The following is a 17,452-nucleotide window of genomic DNA, read 5'->3' as shown; positions in this document are numbered from 1 at the left end:
CTGGCGACAGGGGCGCCGACCCGGCGCGGTCCGGACTGCGCCGCTACAGGCCCGACGCCGACTCGAGAGGCGGCAGCGGCCCGACCCGGTCGAACCCCTCCAGCTCCGCAAAGCCGGTCTCCGGCCGGTCGAGATAGGCCAGTGCCTCGGCCTCGGTACGGCAGACCATGCACTCGATGTTGGTGTCCTTGGCCTCCAGCAGGGACGCGTAGATCCGGGCCATGCCGAACATCGTCCCGGAGGGTGCATACATGGCGATGCGTTTCTTCGGGGATGTCCGGGGCGGTTCGATATGCGGCAGGATCGTGTCGACCAGGGCATTGGACGTTCTGAAGTTCAGCTCGGAATCACGGATTGCGGACAAGTCGACGATTTCCGGCAGGAGCGGGTGATCCTTGAAGGTGGACACAACCCTGAGAATGCCCAGCCGGAGCTCCGGTTGCGTGTGCACGCCGATCTGGCGCGTGAACAGGATCGTCCCGTTTGCAACCAATCCACCGTGAATCTCGAACATCCGGAGCCTCTCGATCGTCAAATGTCCTGATCGGCGGGCGGGATCAGGACAGCGCGTACGCGTATGGGTCCAAGCTGAAACGCCATGATGCCACGAAAACCCCGTTTTAGAAAGCGCGGCCCGCGGCCTTCCGCGGCGAGGCGCCGGGCAGCCCTGCACGGTTTGCGGGTTTGCGATTGCAAAGCAGGGTTTGCAAATTTACCGCCGCTGTGCAGCATGAGCAGACTTGCGATGTTTCGGGGCTTGGGGCACAACAAGGCCAAGGAAACAGTTTTATAACGGGGGCTCGACATGAACCTTACGATGAACCGGAGCGTGCTGGCGGAAGCGTTCGGCGCAAACGAAGGCGCTGCGCTGCGCGTCAAGCAGGCGGCCCTTGTGGTGCTCGGCATTGCCGCACTGGCCGTCTCGGCCAAGATCAGCGTGCCGATGTGGCCGGTGCCGATCACCATGGGCACCTTTGCCGTGCTGGCCCTCGGCGCCGCCTACGGTCCGCGCCTCGGCCTTGTGACGATCCTCGGCTACATGCTGGTGGGCGTGCTGGGCTTCGACGTGTTCGCCGGGTCTTCGGCGGAGACATACGGCATCGCCTACATGTTGGGCGGCACCGGCGGCTATCTCGTGGGCTACGTGCTGGCCACCGTGCTGCTGGGCATTCTGGCGCGCATGGGCTGGGACCGCTCGGCGCCGAAGATGGCCGGGGCGATGCTGCTCGGGAACGTCATCATCTACGTGCCGGGCCTGATCTGGCTCGGGATGCTCTATGGCTGGGACAAGCCGATCCTCGAGTGGGGCCTGACCCCGTTCCTCGTGGGTGACGTGATCAAGCTGGCTCTGGCGGCGCTGGTACTGCCGATGGCCTGGAAGGCCGTGGGCCGCGCGCGCGGCTGATCTCCGCGCCGGGTGCGGGGCAAAGCCCCGCCCTACGGGGCTCTGACGCTACAGGAAAGGCCGGGGATCGCCCCGGCCTTCTTTTCGTCAAGGACCTCGGGCGTCCGGTCCGGTCGTTGACGGAGTTCCGGGGTATTTGGACCAAGAAGAAGCACGGGCGGTCACGCCAGTTCGGTGCGGATCTCTGCCCCGGTTTCCAGCGTCTTGTGCACCGGGCACCTGTCGGCGATCTCCATCAGCCGCGCCCGCTGCTCGGCAGAAAGGTCACCCTCCAGCGTAATGCGCCGGGTGAAGCTGTCGATGCGGGTGTCCGATCCGGTGGCGGCGTCCTGGGCGTGCAGCTTGTCGTGGGTGACGTCGACGGAAACGTGGGTCAGCGGCCAGCCCTTGCGCCTTGCGTACATGCGGATGGTCATGGAGGTGCAGGCGCCGAGCCCCGCCGCGAGGAAACCGTAGGGCGACATGCCCCGGTTGTCGCCCCCGTAGGCTTTTGGTTCGTCGGCGAGGGCATGGTGCCAGGGGCCGTTCTGGATGTCCTGCAGGAAGCCCAGCGGATCGGCCTCCGACACCCGCGTCACCCCTTCCGGTGCGCCGATGGGCGGGGCGGGTGGCGTGAGGGTCAGGTAACGCGAGGCCCAGGCGGCGATCACCTCCGCCGCGTATTCCGCGTCCTTCGGATCGGAGACCAGGTGATCGGCGTCATCCAGCGTGACGAAGCTCTTCGGGTGGCGGGAGGCGGTGAAGATTTTCGTGGCGTTGGAGATGTCGACCACCGCGTCGCGCGGGGCGTGCATCACCAGCAGCGCGGCCTTCAGCGCGGCGAGACCGGCGCCGGGCTCGGCCTGCCGCACGTCTTCGAGGAAGCCGCGCCCGATGGTCACGGGCCGGCCGCCGAGCGAGACCTGCGCCTGGCCGTGCTGCTCGATCGCCGCGATGTGTTCGTCGAAATGCTCCGTCACATGGGCCGGATCGAAAGGGGCACCGATGGTCGCCACCGCCTTGACGGATTTGATCCGGTGGGCGGCGCGCAGCACCGCCACGCCACCGAGCGAATGGCCGACGAGCAGCGTCGGCGGCATGCCGCGTTCCGCCAGATGAGCCGCCGCCGCTTCGAGATCGGCGGCGTTCGACGTCAGGTTCGTATTGGCGAACTCGCCGCCTGAATGACCCAGCCCGGTGAAATCGAAGCGCAGCACCGCGATGCCCATGCCCGCGAGTCGGGCGGCGATGCGCCGGGCGGCGGGAATGTCCTTGCCGCAGGTGAAGCAATGGGCGAAGAGCGCGGTGGCCAGGTGGGGCCCGGCCGGCATGTCCAGCCGCGCCGAGAGCGGCGCGCCGGAAAAGCCGGGGAAGGTGAGGCGGTCGGTTGTCCGATCGAAGGGCATGGCGAGGCACGGTTGTTAAGGCAGCGGGTCTATAGGTGACGGGCAGAGGCGCATCCGGCAAGGCCCGGGCGCGCCGCGTCACGGCAAGGTGAGAGCGATGCGGGGTTTCTTGAGACTTGTTTCAGTCGGGCTCGGGGTTCTGGTCCTTGGCGGCTTTGCCGGGGCGCTGTATCCGCTGGGCGATTCGCTGGCGGTGTTTCGAGAGCCGCTGCTGGTGTTCTTTGCCCTGGCGGTGATCTGGAGCGATGGCCCGCGCCGGGTGCGCTGGCCACTGGCGGCGCTGGCCATGGGCGCGCTTGTCCCGCATCTGCCGTTGCCCGGGCCGCAGGGGCCGTCGCGCGGCGGCATCACGGTGTTCCAGCAAAACCTGCTCTGGGACCGGGAGGATCGCAACGGGCTGCTGGCGCTGATCCGGGAGACACAGCCGGACGTGCTGTTGCTGCAGGAGCTCTCTCCCCGGAACGAGGCGCTGCTGCGCATCCTGCGGCAGGATTATCCGCATCAGCAGGTCTGCCCGAGCGGCAAGGTCGGCGAGGCGGTGCTGAGCCGCCTGCCGGTGGTGGCGGGCAGCGGGCTGTGTTCGCGGCGCGACGGAATCGCCGCGCTGCAGGTGGAGACGGCGCAGGGGCCGGTCTGGATGGTCAGCCTGCATGTGACCTGGCCCTGGCCCTTTCCGCAGGCGGCGCAGGTGGACGGTGTGCTGCCGCATCTGGAGGCGCTGGACGGGCCGGTGGTGCTGGCCGGGGATTTCAACAGCGTCGGCTGGTCGCACACTCTGGCGCGGATCGCGGCGGCGACGCGGACGGAGCGGATCGGGCGGTACACGCGGAGCTTTACCCTGCCGTATCTGCACCTGCCCATCGGCATCGATCACATGCTCGCCCCGCGTGGGACCGCATTCACCCGGCAACAGACGCCGCGCCTCGGCTCGGATCACCTCGGGCAGATCGTCAGGCTGGTGTTGCCGTGAGCGCCGCGCGGGGCAGCACGTAGGTGTGGATCGAGAACACCACCGCGCCGCTGGCCGGCAGGCGCAGAAGGCACTGTCGCTCGCTGCGGAGATAACCCGCCGCGGCGGGGTTGGTGACGTCGCGCGGGGCGGCTTCCCGGCGGGGCTGGAACAGCGCCGGGTCGTGATACCAGAAGGCGTTGAAGCGCCAGAGCGGACGCCCGGCGCGGATGCCGTCGAACAGGCGCTGCACGCGGGCCGCGAGAGCGGCGTCGTAGGGCCGCACCGGCGTGTGGATGCCGGTCAGCGGGCGGCCCGCCTTTTCCGCCAATGTCCAGCTCGCGGGGAAACACAGGATCGCGCCGCGCAGCACGTGCTCCGCGCCGTCCTTGACCATCAGGCACAGGTCTTCCTGCACCAGCGCACCGAGCGTGCCGAGGGGATCGCTGCGATCCGGGGTCACGCGGCGGCCATCGGGGCAGAGGACGCTCTCGCCGTCGCGGGCAAAGCCCTCCGGCAGCATTGTCAGGACGGTGTCCAGCAACTCCTGTGCCGCGCCCAGGTGCGCGGGATCGAGCCAGACCACATCGTCCCGGCGCGTCCGCAGGAGCCGCGACTTTTCCGCCAGCTGCGCTGCGTAGGCCTCGTTGGCCTGCAGCCAATGCGCCGCGTCCAGCGGGGCGATGCCGGGCAGGGGCTTCGGGGTCAGCGGATCGTAGGGACAGCGCGTGTTGAGAATCGGCGCGGAGGTGTGCAGGGTTCCGGTCATGCGGCGCAGAGTGGCGTCCGGTGGCGCGGGCAGCAAGCCCCCGCCCGGCAATCCTGCACGAAACGCCCTGTTCAGTTCAGGATCTGCCCGAGCATCAGGTGAATGCGGTTGCTGTTCGCCAGCGCGACAAAGAGCATGGTGACCGAGAGCACCTGCGTCGTCAGGCGGAAGTCGATGCCTTTCCAGATCGCGCTGAGCCAGACGATCGCGGCCACCGGAAAGCACACCACCGCCAGCATCCCGGACATCAGCCAGGCGGCGGCGCCAAGGCGTTTCTGGTCCGCGTCCTGCTCGGCCATGCGGGCCTTCATGCGGGCGAGCGGGTTGTAGGTCTCCTGCGGCTCCGGGGAGTCCTCCTCGGACAGGAAATCCCGCAGGTCCTGCGACATCTGCTGTTCCTCGGTCAGGACGCGTGCGTCTTGCGCCACGGGGTCGTCCTCGACATCGTAGAGCGCCGCTTCGGAAAGCGCCTCCTCGACTGCGTGGCGGGTGGCGGCGTCCTCGTCCTCCGGCGTCATGGCGCGGCGGCGCGGCGTGGTGTAGTTGCGCAGGCGGATGAAGTCTTCCGCGTCGAGCAGGGTATCGGGCGAGTACCATTCGATGGTGTCGGCGGGCGAGTGCTCCAGCGCCGCCAGCACCGTATCGGATAACAGCTTGGCGCCGACCTCTTCCGGAACCGGGCTGCCGTCGCGCGTGATGATGTCGATCACCACGCGCGGACCGTAGAGGCCGTCGGCCTCCGGACGGACCCGCAGGCCGTAGTGGTTTCCCAGCACCGCCTGCCGTTTCTCGGAGCGCTTCGGCACACCCACGGGACGCGGGTCCAGGCGGGCCAGCACCTGCTGGCAGGTATCGAGGTAAGGTCCGATGGCAAGGCCCCGTTCATCGGGGAGTATCAGACCTGCGTAGGGGTACTCATGATGCGACATTCTCGGTCCTCGTCCGGGTGGCGGCTCTGGATAGCTTTCGAGAATGTTCGATAAATTGGGAGAATTTGAGGCAAGTTCTGGAGCAATTGTCGGCAAACCGTGCACGATCCGGGGTGCGGCGGGGCACTGGTTCGCGCAAGATCATCAAACGGGAAAGGCACGGGTGGTTTCCCGCCCGTGCCCTCGCAATGTCTTGATCTCGTGTAAACCCTGAGTCGCCCTCAGTTGCCGATGCGCTCGGCGGCATAGGCGATGGCGCGCTGGTAGTTGCCGCTGTCGTTCCAGGCGCTGAGCACGCGGAAATTGGCGGTGCCTTCGCCGAAGGGCTGGCCCGCCTTCCAGCCATTGCGGCGCAGCAGGTTGGCGGCGGAGAACAGCGCGTCTGCGGCATTGTAGGGATCGGCGCGGCCATCGCCGTTGCCGTCCACGGAGTATTTCAGCCAGTTGCCCGCGAGGAACTGCATGTGACCCAGCTCTCCCGACGGGCCGCCTTTCGTCGAGGAGGAGATCAGCCCCATGTCGACCAGCTTGAGCGCGGACATGGCGTGCGTCTCGAAGCGCGGATGGCGGCGGCAATAGGAGGCCAGCGTCACCGCGCCATCGACGATGGGCGTCTTGCCGGTGTATCCGCCCCAGGAGGTCTCCAGCCCCCAGATCGTCGCCAGGATGGAACCCGGCACGCCGGTGCTGCGCTCGATGGCGGCGAAGAGGTTGCCGTTCTTCTGCATCCGCGACTGGGCCATGTTGATGAAGTTCTGCGCCGAGCTGCCGGAGCGCTTGGCGAGGAAGGCTGCCGGGTCGCCGTGCTGCACGCCGCTCTGGCTGGACGGGTTTGACTCGAACTTCCAGGTGATGCCGGAGAGTTTCGCGGCGTTCAGGGCGGCAAGACCGCGCTGGCCGATCTTGGCCCGTTGCGCTTCCTGGGCGAACTCGGCCTTGTACTGGCCAAAGGCGCCCTGCGAGGTGATGCAGCTTGCCGACCACGCCGGGGCGGCGGCGGCGGTCAGGGCAGTGAGACAGAGGGTGGTGAAGAGACGGCGCATGGGGTTCTCCGAAAAAATCTTGGACCGAACGCGTTTTTCGAAAACGCTTTGATACAAAAGGTTAGCGCGTCTCATGCAAAAGACCAAACGGGAATTCCGGACTTGTTTTCCTGGGCGCTGGTTGACCTCACGGCATCGGCAGGGAGGCCATGACGCCGGTGGAGCCAAGCGTGACGAACAGTCCGCCCAGGGCCATGGCCAGCGACGCGACGCGGAAGTCCTCGCCCTTCACCAGGTTGTAGGCGATCAGCGGCGCGGCGACGGGCAGGGCGACGGTGGCGACGCTGAGCGAGACCGCCCAGGTCGAGAGACGCTCCGTCGGGGTCTGGATACCCTCGGCGAGGCGGATGGCTTGCAGTTCGGACTTGCTGGCGGCGCGCAGGAGCTGCGCACGTTGATGCGCCTCGAAGGCATGGACATGGGCGTCGAAGGCCTGCGCCGCGGGCAGGGCAACGGGCAGGGCGATGACATTGCCGCCCGCGTCGCGCGGCAGCGACGGCTCCGTCGCGGCGCCGCGGTCGATGCGCACCGCCTTGCGGCGCAGGGCTCCGGTGCTGTCCGTGCGGATCACCCGGCGCGGCGCGATCGCGGTGATCGCGGCGGCCTGCGGGGCGAGGGTTGCGCCGAGGCCGGTCAGGAAGGCGTCTTTCGGAATGCGCAGCGTCGTGCCCGGCCAGACCACCGCCGCGACGGGAAAGCTGGCCACCATCGGGTAGACCAGCCGCGCCAGCAGCGCCTGCGCCGCGTCGGTGCCGAGATCGGCGGATTGCACCGTCACGGAGACGCACGTCTCGTCCCCCTCGAAGCCGAGGTCCAGTTGCACCGCGTGATCGCATGAGACCACGGTCACGCCGGTCAGCGCGGCGTCCTGAAGCGCAAACGCCGCACCGGTGCAGCGGCTGAGCGCCTCGCCGAGTTTTTCCGCCAGTTTGTACACGGAGACGAAGCCGGTGCCGGTGAGGACGAGTCTTGCGGTGGTCTGTGTCATCTCTTCTCCTTCTCCCCTGTACCGGGGCTCATCAGATCGACCTCAGGCTGGCGGTCAATTGTGGTGAGAAAACGGATGAACCATGCCGGAAATCGGCGGGTATGGCCGGATTGCGGCAGAGACCCCGAAATGTGGCAAAGCCGTGCCGAAAGCCCGCGAAATGCGGCGCGGCAGGCGGCTATTCCCGCGTTCACGCCGAAAATGTGGTGGGGACGGGCGCGGACGTTCCCTCTGCCAACGCTTCGGGCGGAATGCGGGATTTCACCTGTGATCTGGATCACAGCAGGTTTGTTTCCGGGTTTGACCAGGGCGCCTGGCGCCTCGCCGCAATCCCGCCCTGTTTCCGGGTCGGGCGCGCCCGGATCGCGGCAGCGCCAACGTGGTTTTCCGTCCGGCTGGCCAGCGGGGGAGAATCGCCTTGCCACCGGCCCATAAAAAAGGGGCGCCCCGCGAGGCGCCCCTTTCCCTTGATACGGACTGTGCCGATCAGCAGCTGTAGTACAGCTTGTACTCGACCGGGTGCGGCGTGTGCTCGTAAGCGATCACTTCTTCCATCTTCAGGTCGATGTAGCCTTCGATCTGGCCCTTGGTGAACACGTCACCGGCGAGCAGGAAGTCCATGTCCTTCTGCAGCTCGTCGAGCGCCTCGCGGAGCGAGCCGCAGACGGTCGGGATGCCGGCCAGCTCTTCTGCGGGCAGGTCGTAGAGGTTCTTGTCCATGGCTTCGCCCGGATCGATCTTGTTCTTGATCCCGTCGAGGCCAGCCATGAGCAGGGCCGCGAAGCACAGGTAGGGGTTCGCCGAGGGATCGGGGAAGCGGGCTTCGACGCGCTTGGCCTTCGGGTTCTCGGTCCACGGAATACGCACGCAACCCGAGCGGTTGCGGGCGGAGTAGGCGCGCAGAACCGGGGCCTCGAAGCCGGGGATCAGGCGCTTGTAGGAGTTGGTGCCCGGGTTGGTGAAGGCGTTCAGAGCCTTGGCGTGGGTCAGGATGCCGCCAATGAAGTACAGCGCTTCCTGGCTGAGGTCGGCGTACTTGTCACCGGCGAAGAGCGGCTTGCCGTCCTTCCAGATCGACATGTTGACGTGCATGCCCGAGCCGTTGTCGCCGGCCATCGGCTTCGGCATGAAGGTTGCCGAACGGCCATAGGCGTGCGCCACGTTGTGGATCACGTACTTGTACTTCTGCAGGTGGTCCGCCTGCTCAGTCAGCGAGCCGAAGATCAGGCCGAGTTCGTGCTGCGAGGTCGCCACTTCGTGGTGGTGCTTGTCGACCTTCATGCCCATGCGCTTCATGGTCGAGAGCATCTCGGAGCGGATGTCCTGGCCGTCGTCCATCGGGTTCACCGGGAAGTAGCCGCCCTTGTAGGTCGGACGGTGGCCGAGGTTGCCCATCTCGAACTCTGCATCGGTGTTCCACGCCGCGTGGTCGGCGTCGATCTCGAAGGAGACCTTGTTCGGGGTGACGGCGTACTTGACGTCGTCGAACAGGAAGAATTCCGCTTCCGGACCCCAGAAGGAGGTGTCGCCGATGCCGGAGGACTTCAGGTAGGCCTCGGCCTTCTGCGCGGTGCCGCGCGGGTCGCGGTCATAGGGCTCGTTGGTGTCCGGCTCGACCACGGTGCAATGGATCGCGACGGTTTTCTCGGCATAGAAGGGGTCGATGTAGGCGCTGTCGCAGTCCGGCATCAGCTTCATGTCGGAGGCTTCGATGGATTTCCAGCCGGCGATCGACGAGCCGTCGAACATGAAGCCTTCTTCCAGGAAGTCCTCGTCCACCTGGTCTTCCATCACGGTCACGTGCTGCAGCTTGCCGCGCGGATCGGTGAAGCGGATGTCGACATAGGCGACTTCCTCGTCCTTGATCAGTTTGAGCAGGTCCTTTGCGCTCATTTTATCATTCCCCTGATTGCTTATGTTTGGGTTCTTGGCAAAGCGCCGGGTCGCCCCGGGCTTCATGGGTTGCGGTGCTCTCCCGGGTCAGGCCCGGGACGGCGTCACAGGGCGTCCGAGCCGCTCTCGCCGGTGCGGATGCGGATCGCCTGTTCGACGGGGCTGACGAAGATCTTGCCGTCGCCGATCTTGTCGGTCTTGGCCGCGCCTATGATCGCCTCGATGGCGCCTTCGACCTGGTCATCGTCCAGAACCGTCTCGATCTTCACCTTCGGCAGGAAATCGACCACGTATTCGGCGCCGCGATACAGTTCGGTGTGGCCCTTCTGGCGGCCGAAGCCCTTGACCTCGACGACACTCAGACCCTGGATGCCCGCCTCCTGCAGCGCTTCCTTGACCTCGTCGAGCTTGAACGGCTTGATGATCGCCTCGATCTTCTTCATGGCCTTCCCGTCTCCTCGTAATGCGATTGGACCCGTGCAGATCATTTCTGTCTGGCGCCCACAATCCGATAGGGCCAATCTGAGCGCAAGGGAAGTGCTGAAAAAATCGGCATGTGCAGAAAATGTGCGTGTTGCCTGAAAATTGGGCAAAAGTGAATCGCAGGGTGGTTAAGAATGGCTGAACTCCTCACCGCGGCGCAGATGCGGGCCATCGAACAGGCGGCAATTGCCTCGGGGGCCGTGACGGGCCTCGAGCTGATGGAACGCGCCGGGCAGGGCGTCGTGGAGGCGGTTTTCGAGGAATGGCCGGAGCTTGCAGAGGGAAGCCACCGCGCCGTGGTGCTCTGCGGTCCGGGCAACAACGGCGGCGACGGGTTTGTGGTGGCACGTTTGCTGAAGGAGCGGGGCTGGGACGTGGAGGTGTTTCTCTACGGCGATCCCTCTAGGTTGCCGCCGGATGCGAAGCTGAATTATGAGCGGTTTGATGGAGATGTCGTATCATTTGACGATTGGTGGGACGGGCCTTTCACGGGACCAGACCTCTTGGTGGACGCCCTGTTCGGAACCGGTTTGGCACGTCCTATTGGGGGACAGGTGCCTGAATTGTTTGACATGCTTTGGGACGACTTAGATCTGCCTCCGAGTGAGCGCAGGGCTCTTGGCGTTCCGCGAGTCGTCGCAATTGATCTGCCGTCCGGTCTTTGTTCCGACAGCGGAAGAGTCTTACCGAACGGCTGTGAGCATTTCCCGGACTGTGCAGCGGCAGAATTAACTGTGACATTTCACGCGGCGAAGCTGGGCCAAATTCTTGATTGGGGGCCAAAAAGTAGCGGCAAAGTCGTGGTCAAGAGCATAGGGATTGAGGAGGACGCCGCTCCTCGTTCGTCAGGCATTGTGACTTCGATTGACTGGGCACCTGCCTGCATTGATAAGTTGGCGAGTGAGCACAAATACACCCACGGCCACGCCCTAATCCTCGCCGGCGGTTTCGGCTGTACCGGTGCCGCCCGCCTTGCCGCGCGCGGCGCATTGCGTATCGGCGCGGGTCTTGTGACGCTAGGCGTACCGGGGGCGGCGCAGATGGAGGTGGCCTCCCAGATCACCGCGCTGATGCTGCGGCGGGTGGAGGATGCGGAAGGTCTCGCGGAGGTACTGAGCGACGACCGGCTGAACGCGCTCTGTCTCGGGCCGGGGATGGGGCTTGAGCGGGCGAAGGCGCTTGTCCCGGTTGCCTTGGGCGGGTGCGGGGCAAAGCCCCGCCCTACGGTGCTGGACGCCGATGCTCTGAGCGCATTCGAAGACGACCCGGGCGTGCTGTTCGCAAAACTCCACGGATCGTGCGTGATCACCCCGCATATGGGCGAATTCGCGCGGCTCTTTCCCGATATCATGCACAAACTGACCGAAACACCAACGAAGGGTCCCGCCTATTCCAAGGTCGACGCCTGCCGCGAGGCGGCGGCCCGCGCGGGCTGTATCGTCCTCTTCAAAGGCCCCGACACCGTCATCGCCGCCCCCGATGGCCGCTGTTCCGTCAATGCTGCCGTCTATGATCGCGCCGCCCCCTGGCTCGCCACCGCCGGATCCGGCGACGTGCTCGCCGGCTTCATCACCGGCCTGCTCGCCCGGGGGTTCGATCCGATGCAGGCCGCCGAGACCGCCGCTTGGCTGCATGTGGAATGCGCCCGCAGCTTCGGCCCCGGCCTGATTGCCGAGGACCTGCCCGAGGAACTGCCGAAGGTGTTCCGGTCGTTGGGACAGTGACCTCGCCAGCCTGCGCGGGTGGGCCGTAGGGCGGGGCTTAGCCCCGCACCCCCGGAATGCAAAAGGCAGCCCGCATCGGACCGCCTCTCCAATAATGCCATATTTGCGGGATCAGGTGTCCGTGTGCCAGACTGCGGACGCCACCTCGAGGCCATCCGCATAGACGATGTGCGGGGCATCGAAGATCACGGCGATGGTCTCCATGTCGCACGCTCCGATGTCGCGCACGAACGCACCGTCCACAAGGCGCTCCGCCGCCACCAGCGCGGGTGTCTTGCCGAACAAGGCGGCCGCCCGCCAGTCACGGATAAGCACCTCCTGCGTTGCGGTCAGGATCACGTCCCGATCCGGTCGCGCATTGCCGAGCGAGCCCGCCCGGACCGATACGCACCGCCGCACGTCACGCCCCCGCAGCAACGCCTGGACCACCGCGACGCCGCTGTCTCGCGTGATCACCCGATCGCCCGGCGCGATGAATTCCACCGGCAGCGCCCCGTCGAGGGTCAGAATGACGGTCCCCGCCACCAGCGCATTGCGCCCCGGCGTGATCCGGATGTCGCGCCCGGTCGTCCCGATGTCGCCGGGGCTGGCCCGCAACTGCTGCTCTGAGATGTCGATAGTCATGGATCGTTGTCCTGCCGCACTGCCTGCTTCTGGTTTTTTCCCATGAATAGAGCACGATACGCCGGCCACGTCAGCGGTTTCTCGTGTCAGTTCCGGATTGGCCGATGCCTGAGTCTTTCCCGCATCACCCGGCCACGGCGCCCCGGGTCCGGAGCGCTGCGGCGCAGAGGCTGGTGGTGAACACGGTCTGGTTCGGTTTACCGTCATGGTGGGAGTCCGGTTTGTCGTTGCGCCCGATCCTGCCCGTGCCTTCGCAAGATCCGGTAAATCCACCGGATCCTGCTGCGTGTCTTTGCACGTAATTTGAAATGAATTTTCCACTCGCCCTTGCCAGCGGCCTTTGCTATTGAGCGCCACGCCCGGCCCCGCGCCGGGCCGGATGCGGGTGTGGCGAAATTGGTAGACGCACCAGATTTAGGTTCTGGCGCCGCAAGGCGTGGGGGTTCAAGTCCCTCCACCCGCACCATTCTTTCTGGGCCTGCCGCCTTCGGCTAGTTGAGGCCGGTTTGGTTCGAGGGGCCTCCTCTCACCCGCACCACGTTGCATTTGTTCCATCCATCGCCATGCGGCTCGGTGCGCGGCACGTCGGAGCCGGTCTGGCAGGCGGGAAGCGCGGTCTTGCCTATGCCGGGCGGTGCTGGTGCGGGTTGGGGCTCGGGTCAGCCTTGACGGGTGCGTGCGTCGTACTCTTGTTTCAAGGCCGCATGGCGGGTCATCAGGTCCGCGCGGGGGCGTCCGGCGCAGACGGCCTCCAACGCCTCGAAATGCGCATGCCAGCCGGCCAGCACGTTGAGCCGGTTCGCGCCGGTGGTCAGCCTTGCGTGGGTGAGGGTCAGCAGGACGCCGTCCGCGTGGTCCGACAGCTCGAATGTGACATCGCCCACGTCGATCCACTCGTAGTGCAGGCGGGTCGGCGGGTCGGCCTCGATCATCCGGCAGGCCATCGTGTGCGGCGCCACCGGCGTGTCGCGTGGGGCGGGCGGGTCGCCGATCTCGCCATTGTTCCAGGTCAGTGAGAACTCCGCTCCGGGTTCCAGCGGCATCTCCCCGGAGGCCAGCCATTTGGCGCGCAGGTCGCTTTGCGTGATGTAACGCCAGACCCGGTCGCGCGGGCCGGGCAGAAGGCGGTTGATGACCAGCGTCGTCGGGCCTGTCAGCTGTGCGTATGGGTCTATTTCTACTAGCGTATTCAATGGGTTTACTCCTGTTTCGAAGGGGAATGCGCGTCGTCGTCCCGCAGCAGCGCGTCGAGAGCATCGAGGCGGTCGGTCCAGAACCGGGCGTAGCTGTCCAGCCAGGCGTGCGCCTCGGCGAGGGGGCCCGGCGCCAGCTGGCAGACGTGCGTCCGCCAGCGGATCTCACGCGTCAGCAGGCCGGCCTTTTCCAGCGCCTTCACGTGCTTCGAGGCGGCGGCGAGCGAGATGTCGAAGGGCTCTGCGAGCTCCGAGACCGTGCGTTCGCCGCCAGCCAGGGCCGCCAGCATCTGGCGGCGGGTGGCGTCTCCCAGGGCGTGGAAGACGGTGTCGAGGGATTTTTGTGATTCAACCATGAAGTTGATTGAACCATCTTGCCCTTCATCAGTCAACTAAAATGTTGAATGATGTGTGCAGGCCGGCGTCTGGTATACCATTTGATTGACACCCGGGCTGGAACCCTTATGCGATAGCGATAACGCGGCGGCCTGCAGGCTGCCCGCTGCCGGAGGAGAATTCGCATGAGCAAAACGACAACAGCCGTCATCGGCCTTGGCTCCATGGGCTACGGCATGGCGCAGTCGCAGCTGCGCGCCGGGCTGACCTGCCACGGCTTCGACATCAACCCGAAGGTCATGGAGCGGTTCGCGGGCGAGGGCGGGGCGTCCGGACCCTTGGTGGACGTGGCGGGATCGCTGGACGCGGTCACCGTCGTGGTCCTCAACGCGGCGCAGACGGAAGCGGTGCTCTTCGGCGAAGGTGGCGTCGTGCCACTCCTGAAACCCGGCGCGGTGGTTCTCGCCTGCGCCACGGTGCCGCCAGATTTTGCCCGCGCCATGGCGGCGCGTTGCGCTCAGAGCGGCGTGTTTTATCTCGACGCACCGATTTCTGGCGGCTCGGTGAAGGCGGCGCAGGGGCAGCTGTCGATCATGGCCTCGGGCACGGCAGAGGCCTTTGCGGCGGCGCGGCCGGTGCTGGACGCCTGCGCGGCGACGGTCTTCGAACTGGGGGACGAAGCCGGATCGGGCAGCGCCATGAAGGCGGTGAACCAGCTTCTCGCGGGCGTGCATATCGCCGCCATGGCCGAGGCGCTGACCTTCGGCATGACGCAGGGCGTGAGCCCGGACAAGTTCGTCGAGGTCATCAGCAAATGCGCTGGGACCAGCTGGATGCTGGAAAACCGCGCGCCGCATATCGTAAACGGCGATTACACGCCGCACAGTTCGGTGAACATCTGGCCGAAGGACCTCGGCATCGTTCTCGACATCGCCAAATCGGCGAAGTTCTCCGCCCCGATCACCGCCGCCGCCATGCAGCAGTATCTTGCCGCGCAGGGCATGGGGCTGGGCGGCGAGGATGACGCCGCCGTGGCGAAGGTCTATGCCCGCAATGCGGGCCTTACCCTGCCGGGAGAAGACGCATGAAACTGGGCTGCATCGGCGACGATTTCACTGGCTCCTCCGACCTTGCCAACACGCTGGCCAAGGGCGGCATGAAAGTCGTGCAATATACCGGTGTCCCGAGTGGAGACGCGGGGGTGGACGTGCAGGCTGGCGTCGTGGCGCTCAAATCCCGCTCCATCGACCCGGCGGAGGCGGTGCGCCTGTCTCTCGAGGCGCTTGACTGGCTGCTGTCCCAAGGCTGCGAGCAGATCTTCTTCAAATACTGCTCGACCTTCGATTCCACTGCCGAAGGCAACATCGGCCCGGTGGCGGACGCGCTGGCCGATGCTTTGAACGCCACCATGGTCATCGTCTGCCCCGCCTTTCCCGGCACCGGGCGCTCGGTCTACCAGGGGCATCTCTTCGTCAAGGACACGCTGCTCAATGAAAGCGGCATGCAGAACCATCCGCTGACGCCGATGACGGACGCGGACCTGCGCCGCTGGCTGGCGCCGCAGACCACCGGAACCGTCGGCCATGTGGCGGCGCAGACCGTGTTTCAGGGGCATGAGGCCATTGCCGAGGCGCTGTTTGCCGAGGATCAGAAAGGCCATCGCCTGATCGTCGTGGATGCCATCCGCGACGAGGACCTCCTGGAAATCGGCAAGGCCGCCAAGGGCTTGCCGCTGATCACTGGCGGCTCCGGCGTGGCGCTCGGCTTGCCTGCGAACTTCGGCTGCACCGCGGGCGCAGCGCCGTGGCAGGGGCAGGCGGGCAGGGCGGTTGCGCTCTCCGGCTCCTGTTCCATCGCCACGCGCGCGCAGGTCGAGAAGCATAAAGAACACAGCCCCGCCCGCGAGGTGCTGGCGGCGGATGTGCTCGAAGGCCGGGTGACGGCCTCCGATCTGGCGGACTGGGCCGAGGCGCAGGACGGCCTGCCGCTGATCTACTCCTCCGCCGATCCCGAGACGGTGAAGGCGGTGCAGGCGGAATACGGGCGGGAGAGGGCCTCGGAAGCGCTCGAAGGTCTCTTCGCCGAGGTCGCCCGGCTATGCGTCGCCAGAGGCTTCACCCGCGTGATCACCGCAGGCGGCGAGACCTCGGGGGCCATCGTCGAAGGTCTGGCGCTCGACACGCTGGAGATCGGGCCCGAGATCGACCCGGGTGTTCCGGCACTCCGCGCGGGAGAGAACCTCGTCGTCGCCCTCAAGTCCGGAAACTTCGGCGCGGAGGACTTCTTCGCCAAGGCGGACGCGTTGCTGGCGGGGCGGTCATGAGCGAGAGCAAACTGCGCGAGCAACTTTGCACGCTGGCCAAGTCCCTCTTCGATCGCGGCCTGACCCACGGCAGCACCGGCAACATCTCGGCCCGGACCGAGGACGGCGGCCTGCTCGTTTCGCCCACCGGCACCAGCTTCGGACGGCTCGATCCGGCACGATTGGCCCGATTTGATGCAGCAGGTGCCCATATCGGCGGCGACAAGCCGACCAAGGAGATGCCGCTGCACGCCGCCTTCTACGACACGCGGAGCACGGCCGGGGCGGTGGTGCATCTGCATTCCTGCCATTCCGTCGCGCTCTCCATGCTCGACGTGGACGAAGACAACTTCCTGCCGCCGCTCACCCCCTACGGCATCATGCAACTGGGCCGCGTCAAGCTGCTGCCCTTCTTCCTCCCCGGCGATCCGGCGATGGGAGAGGCTGTCCGGGGCCTCGCGGGCAAGCGCTCCGCCGTCATGCTGGCCAATCACGGGCCTGTCGTGGCGGGCAAGGACGTCGAAGCGGCCTGCAACGCCATCGAAGAGCTTGAAGCGACAGCGAAACTCGCCCTGATGACCCGTGGCATGAATGCCCGTGGCCTTGACGCGGGCCAAGTGCAGGCACTGGTAACCAAATTCAACGTGGAGTGGGACGCATGAGACAGTTTTCCGCCAACCTCGGCTTCCTCTGGCAGGACCTGCCGCTCCCCGATGCCATCCGCGCCGCCAAATCCGCCGGGTTCGACGCGGTCGAATGCCACTGGCCCTACGACACCCCTGCCGCCGAAACGAGACAGGCGCTGGAAGAGACCGGCCTCGCCATGCTCGGCATCAACACCATCCGGGGCAATCCCGGGGAAAACGGTCTCGCCGCGCTGCCGGGCCGCGAGACGGAGGCCCGCGCCGCCATCGACCAGGCGCTGGATTATGCGAAGGAAATCGGCGCAGGGGCGGTGCATGTCATGGCAGGTTTTGCCACCGGGCCGCAGGCGCATGCCACCTTCGTTGAAAACCTGTGCTACGCGGCGGACCGTGCACCGGACCTGACGATCCTCATCGAGCCGCTGAACCGCCACGACGCGCCGAACTATTTCCTGACGACGACCGATCAGGCGCGCGAGATCATCGCGGAAACCGGCAAACCCAACGTCAAACTGATGTTCGACTGCTATCACATCGGCCGCACCGAGGGCGACGTCACCACGCGGTTCAGAGCCCTTCAGCCTCTCGTCGGCCACGTCCAGTTCGCCTCCGTCCCGGATCGTGGCATACCGGACCAGGGCGAGCTGAACTTCGCGCACATCTTCGCGCAGATCGCAGCCGCTGGCTGGACCCGCCCGCTTGGCGCGGAATACAAGCCCGGACGGCCCACGGGCGAGACGCTGGGCTGGATGGACGCCCTGCGCGGTTGACCGTGCCGGACCCGT

19 protein-coding genes and 1 tRNA gene are annotated in these 17,452 nt (G+C 66.3%); 8 read left to right on the top strand and 12 right to left on the bottom strand.

Translation table 11 applies throughout. The features are described 5' to 3' along the window. Nucleotides 1-43 precede the first annotated feature (43 nt). Entirely contained in the window at nucleotides 44-514 is a 471-nt protein-coding gene (locus tag ACP159_RS18810; protein WP_425101255.1) for a hypothetical protein, read from the bottom strand. A gap of 291 nt (nucleotides 515-805) precedes the next feature. Here ACP159_RS18810 and ACP159_RS18805 point away from each other — a divergent pair, with 291 nt between their 5' ends. Continuing rightward, on the top strand, nucleotides 806-1,405 hold the full coding sequence (locus ACP159_RS18805) for a biotin transporter BioY (protein WP_425101254.1): 600 nt from the start codon (nucleotides 806-808) through the stop codon (nucleotides 1,403-1,405). 161 nt (nucleotides 1,406-1,566) lie between these two features. On the opposite strand, the gene ACP159_RS18800 is transcribed toward ACP159_RS18805, so the two are convergent. Then, a complete protein-coding gene (locus tag ACP159_RS18800; RefSeq protein WP_425101253.1) occupies nucleotides 1,567-2,790 on the bottom strand; it encodes an alpha/beta fold hydrolase in 1,224 nt (407 codons plus the stop codon). 109 nt (nucleotides 2,791-2,899) lie between these two features. On the opposite strand from ACP159_RS18800, the gene ACP159_RS18795 reads away from it, so the two are divergent. Next, on the top strand, nucleotides 2,900-3,760 hold the full coding sequence (locus tag ACP159_RS18795) for an endonuclease/exonuclease/phosphatase family protein (RefSeq protein WP_425101252.1): 861 nt from the start codon (nucleotides 2,900-2,902) through the stop codon (nucleotides 3,758-3,760). Here ACP159_RS18795 and ACP159_RS18790 read toward each other — a convergent pair. The 7 genes from ACP159_RS18790 to ACP159_RS18760 all read right to left on the bottom strand — a co-directional run bounded on the left by ACP159_RS18790 (nucleotide 3,741) and on the right by ACP159_RS18760 (nucleotide 9,804). Next, nucleotides 3,741-4,508 carry a heme-dependent oxidative N-demethylase family protein gene (locus ACP159_RS18790; RefSeq protein ID WP_425101251.1) on the bottom strand — a complete coding sequence of 256 codons (768 nt, stop codon included), beginning with the start codon at nucleotides 4,506-4,508 and terminating at the stop codon, nucleotides 3,741-3,743. The genes ACP159_RS18795 and ACP159_RS18790 overlap by 20 nt on opposite strands. 71 nt (nucleotides 4,509-4,579) lie before the next feature. Further along, entirely contained in the window at nucleotides 4,580-5,437 is an 858-nt protein-coding gene (locus ACP159_RS18785; protein ID WP_425101250.1) for a hypothetical protein, read from the bottom strand. Between the two features lie 221 nt (nucleotides 5,438-5,658). After that, nucleotides 5,659-6,480 carry a lytic murein transglycosylase gene (locus tag ACP159_RS18780; protein ID WP_425101249.1) on the bottom strand — a complete coding sequence of 274 codons (822 nt, stop codon included), beginning with the start codon at nucleotides 6,478-6,480 and terminating at the stop codon, nucleotides 5,659-5,661. 127 nt (nucleotides 6,481-6,607) lie between these two features. Next, on the bottom strand, nucleotides 6,608-7,468 hold the full coding sequence (locus ACP159_RS18775) for a hypothetical protein (protein ID WP_425101248.1): 861 nt from the start codon (nucleotides 7,466-7,468) through the stop codon (nucleotides 6,608-6,610). After that, on the bottom strand, nucleotides 7,465-7,749 hold the full coding sequence (locus tag ACP159_RS18770) for a hypothetical protein (protein WP_425101247.1): 285 nt from the start codon (nucleotides 7,747-7,749) through the stop codon (nucleotides 7,465-7,467). Before ACP159_RS18770 ends, ACP159_RS18775 begins: the two co-directional genes overlap by 4 nt. 205 nt (nucleotides 7,750-7,954) lie before the next feature. Beyond that, a complete protein-coding gene (glnA, locus tag ACP159_RS18765) occupies nucleotides 7,955-9,361 on the bottom strand; it encodes a type I glutamate--ammonia ligase (protein WP_425101246.1) in 1,407 nt (468 codons plus the stop codon). Between the two features lie 104 nt (nucleotides 9,362-9,465). Beyond that, entirely contained in the window at nucleotides 9,466-9,804 is a 339-nt protein-coding gene (locus ACP159_RS18760; RefSeq protein ID WP_425101245.1) for a P-II family nitrogen regulator, read from the bottom strand. A gap of 174 nt (nucleotides 9,805-9,978) precedes the next feature. On the opposite strand from ACP159_RS18760, the gene ACP159_RS18755 reads away from it, so the two are divergent. Next, nucleotides 9,979-11,568, top strand: coding sequence for an NAD(P)H-hydrate dehydratase (locus ACP159_RS18755; RefSeq protein WP_425101244.1), 1,590 nt, complete (start codon nucleotides 9,979-9,981; stop codon nucleotides 11,566-11,568). A gap of 111 nt (nucleotides 11,569-11,679) precedes the next feature. Here the strand turns inward: ACP159_RS18755 and ACP159_RS18750 are convergent, their stop codons facing one another. Continuing rightward, entirely contained in the window at nucleotides 11,680-12,192 is a 513-nt protein-coding gene (locus ACP159_RS18750; RefSeq protein ID WP_425101243.1) for a Hint domain-containing protein, read from the bottom strand. A 381-nt stretch (nucleotides 12,193-12,573) separates the two neighbouring features. On the opposite strand from ACP159_RS18750, the gene ACP159_RS18745 reads away from it, so the two are divergent. Beyond that, nucleotides 12,574-12,658, top strand: a tRNA-Leu gene (locus tag ACP159_RS18745). Between the two features lie 193 nt (nucleotides 12,659-12,851). On the opposite strand, the gene ACP159_RS18740 is transcribed toward ACP159_RS18745, so the two are convergent. Both ACP159_RS18740 and ACP159_RS18735 read right to left on the bottom strand, forming a co-directional pair. Beyond that, complete coding sequence (locus ACP159_RS18740) at nucleotides 12,852-13,385, bottom strand: SRPBCC family protein (protein WP_425101242.1); 534 nt, start codon at nucleotides 13,383-13,385, stop codon at nucleotides 12,852-12,854. 5 nt (nucleotides 13,386-13,390) lie between these two features. Beyond that, the gene (locus ACP159_RS18735) at nucleotides 13,391-13,741 is read right to left on the bottom strand and encodes an ArsR/SmtB family transcription factor (protein WP_425101241.1); all 351 of its coding nucleotides are present in this window, start codon (nucleotides 13,739-13,741) and stop codon (nucleotides 13,391-13,393) included. A gap of 165 nt (nucleotides 13,742-13,906) precedes the next feature. Here ACP159_RS18735 and ltnD point away from each other — a divergent pair, with 165 nt between their 5' ends. From ltnD to ACP159_RS18715, 4 genes are read left to right on the top strand one after another with little or no spacing between them, the layout of a single operon-like run. Beyond that, nucleotides 13,907-14,809, top strand: coding sequence for an L-threonate dehydrogenase (ltnD, locus tag ACP159_RS18730; RefSeq protein ID WP_425101240.1), 903 nt, complete (start codon nucleotides 13,907-13,909; stop codon nucleotides 14,807-14,809). Next, the gene (otnK, locus tag ACP159_RS18725) at nucleotides 14,806-16,044 is read left to right on the top strand and encodes a 3-oxo-tetronate kinase (RefSeq protein ID WP_425101239.1); all 1,239 of its coding nucleotides are present in this window, start codon (nucleotides 14,806-14,808) and stop codon (nucleotides 16,042-16,044) included. The genes ltnD and otnK overlap by 4 nt, the downstream gene beginning before the upstream one ends. After that, the gene (locus ACP159_RS18720) at nucleotides 16,041-16,685 is read left to right on the top strand and encodes an aldolase (protein ID WP_425101238.1); all 645 of its coding nucleotides are present in this window, start codon (nucleotides 16,041-16,043) and stop codon (nucleotides 16,683-16,685) included. Before otnK ends, ACP159_RS18720 begins: the two co-directional genes overlap by 4 nt. Then, nucleotides 16,682-17,437 carry a hydroxypyruvate isomerase family protein gene (locus ACP159_RS18715; protein ID WP_425101237.1) on the top strand — a complete coding sequence of 252 codons (756 nt, stop codon included), beginning with the start codon at nucleotides 16,682-16,684 and terminating at the stop codon, nucleotides 17,435-17,437. Before ACP159_RS18720 ends, ACP159_RS18715 begins: the two co-directional genes overlap by 4 nt. Nucleotides 17,438-17,452: the final 15 nt, after the last annotated feature.

The organism is Tropicibacter sp. S64 (assembly GCF_049803835.1).
Classification (GTDB): Bacteria; Pseudomonadota; Alphaproteobacteria; order Rhodobacterales; family Rhodobacteraceae; genus Pacificoceanicola.
This window is presented reverse-complemented; position numbering and strand designations above follow the sequence as displayed.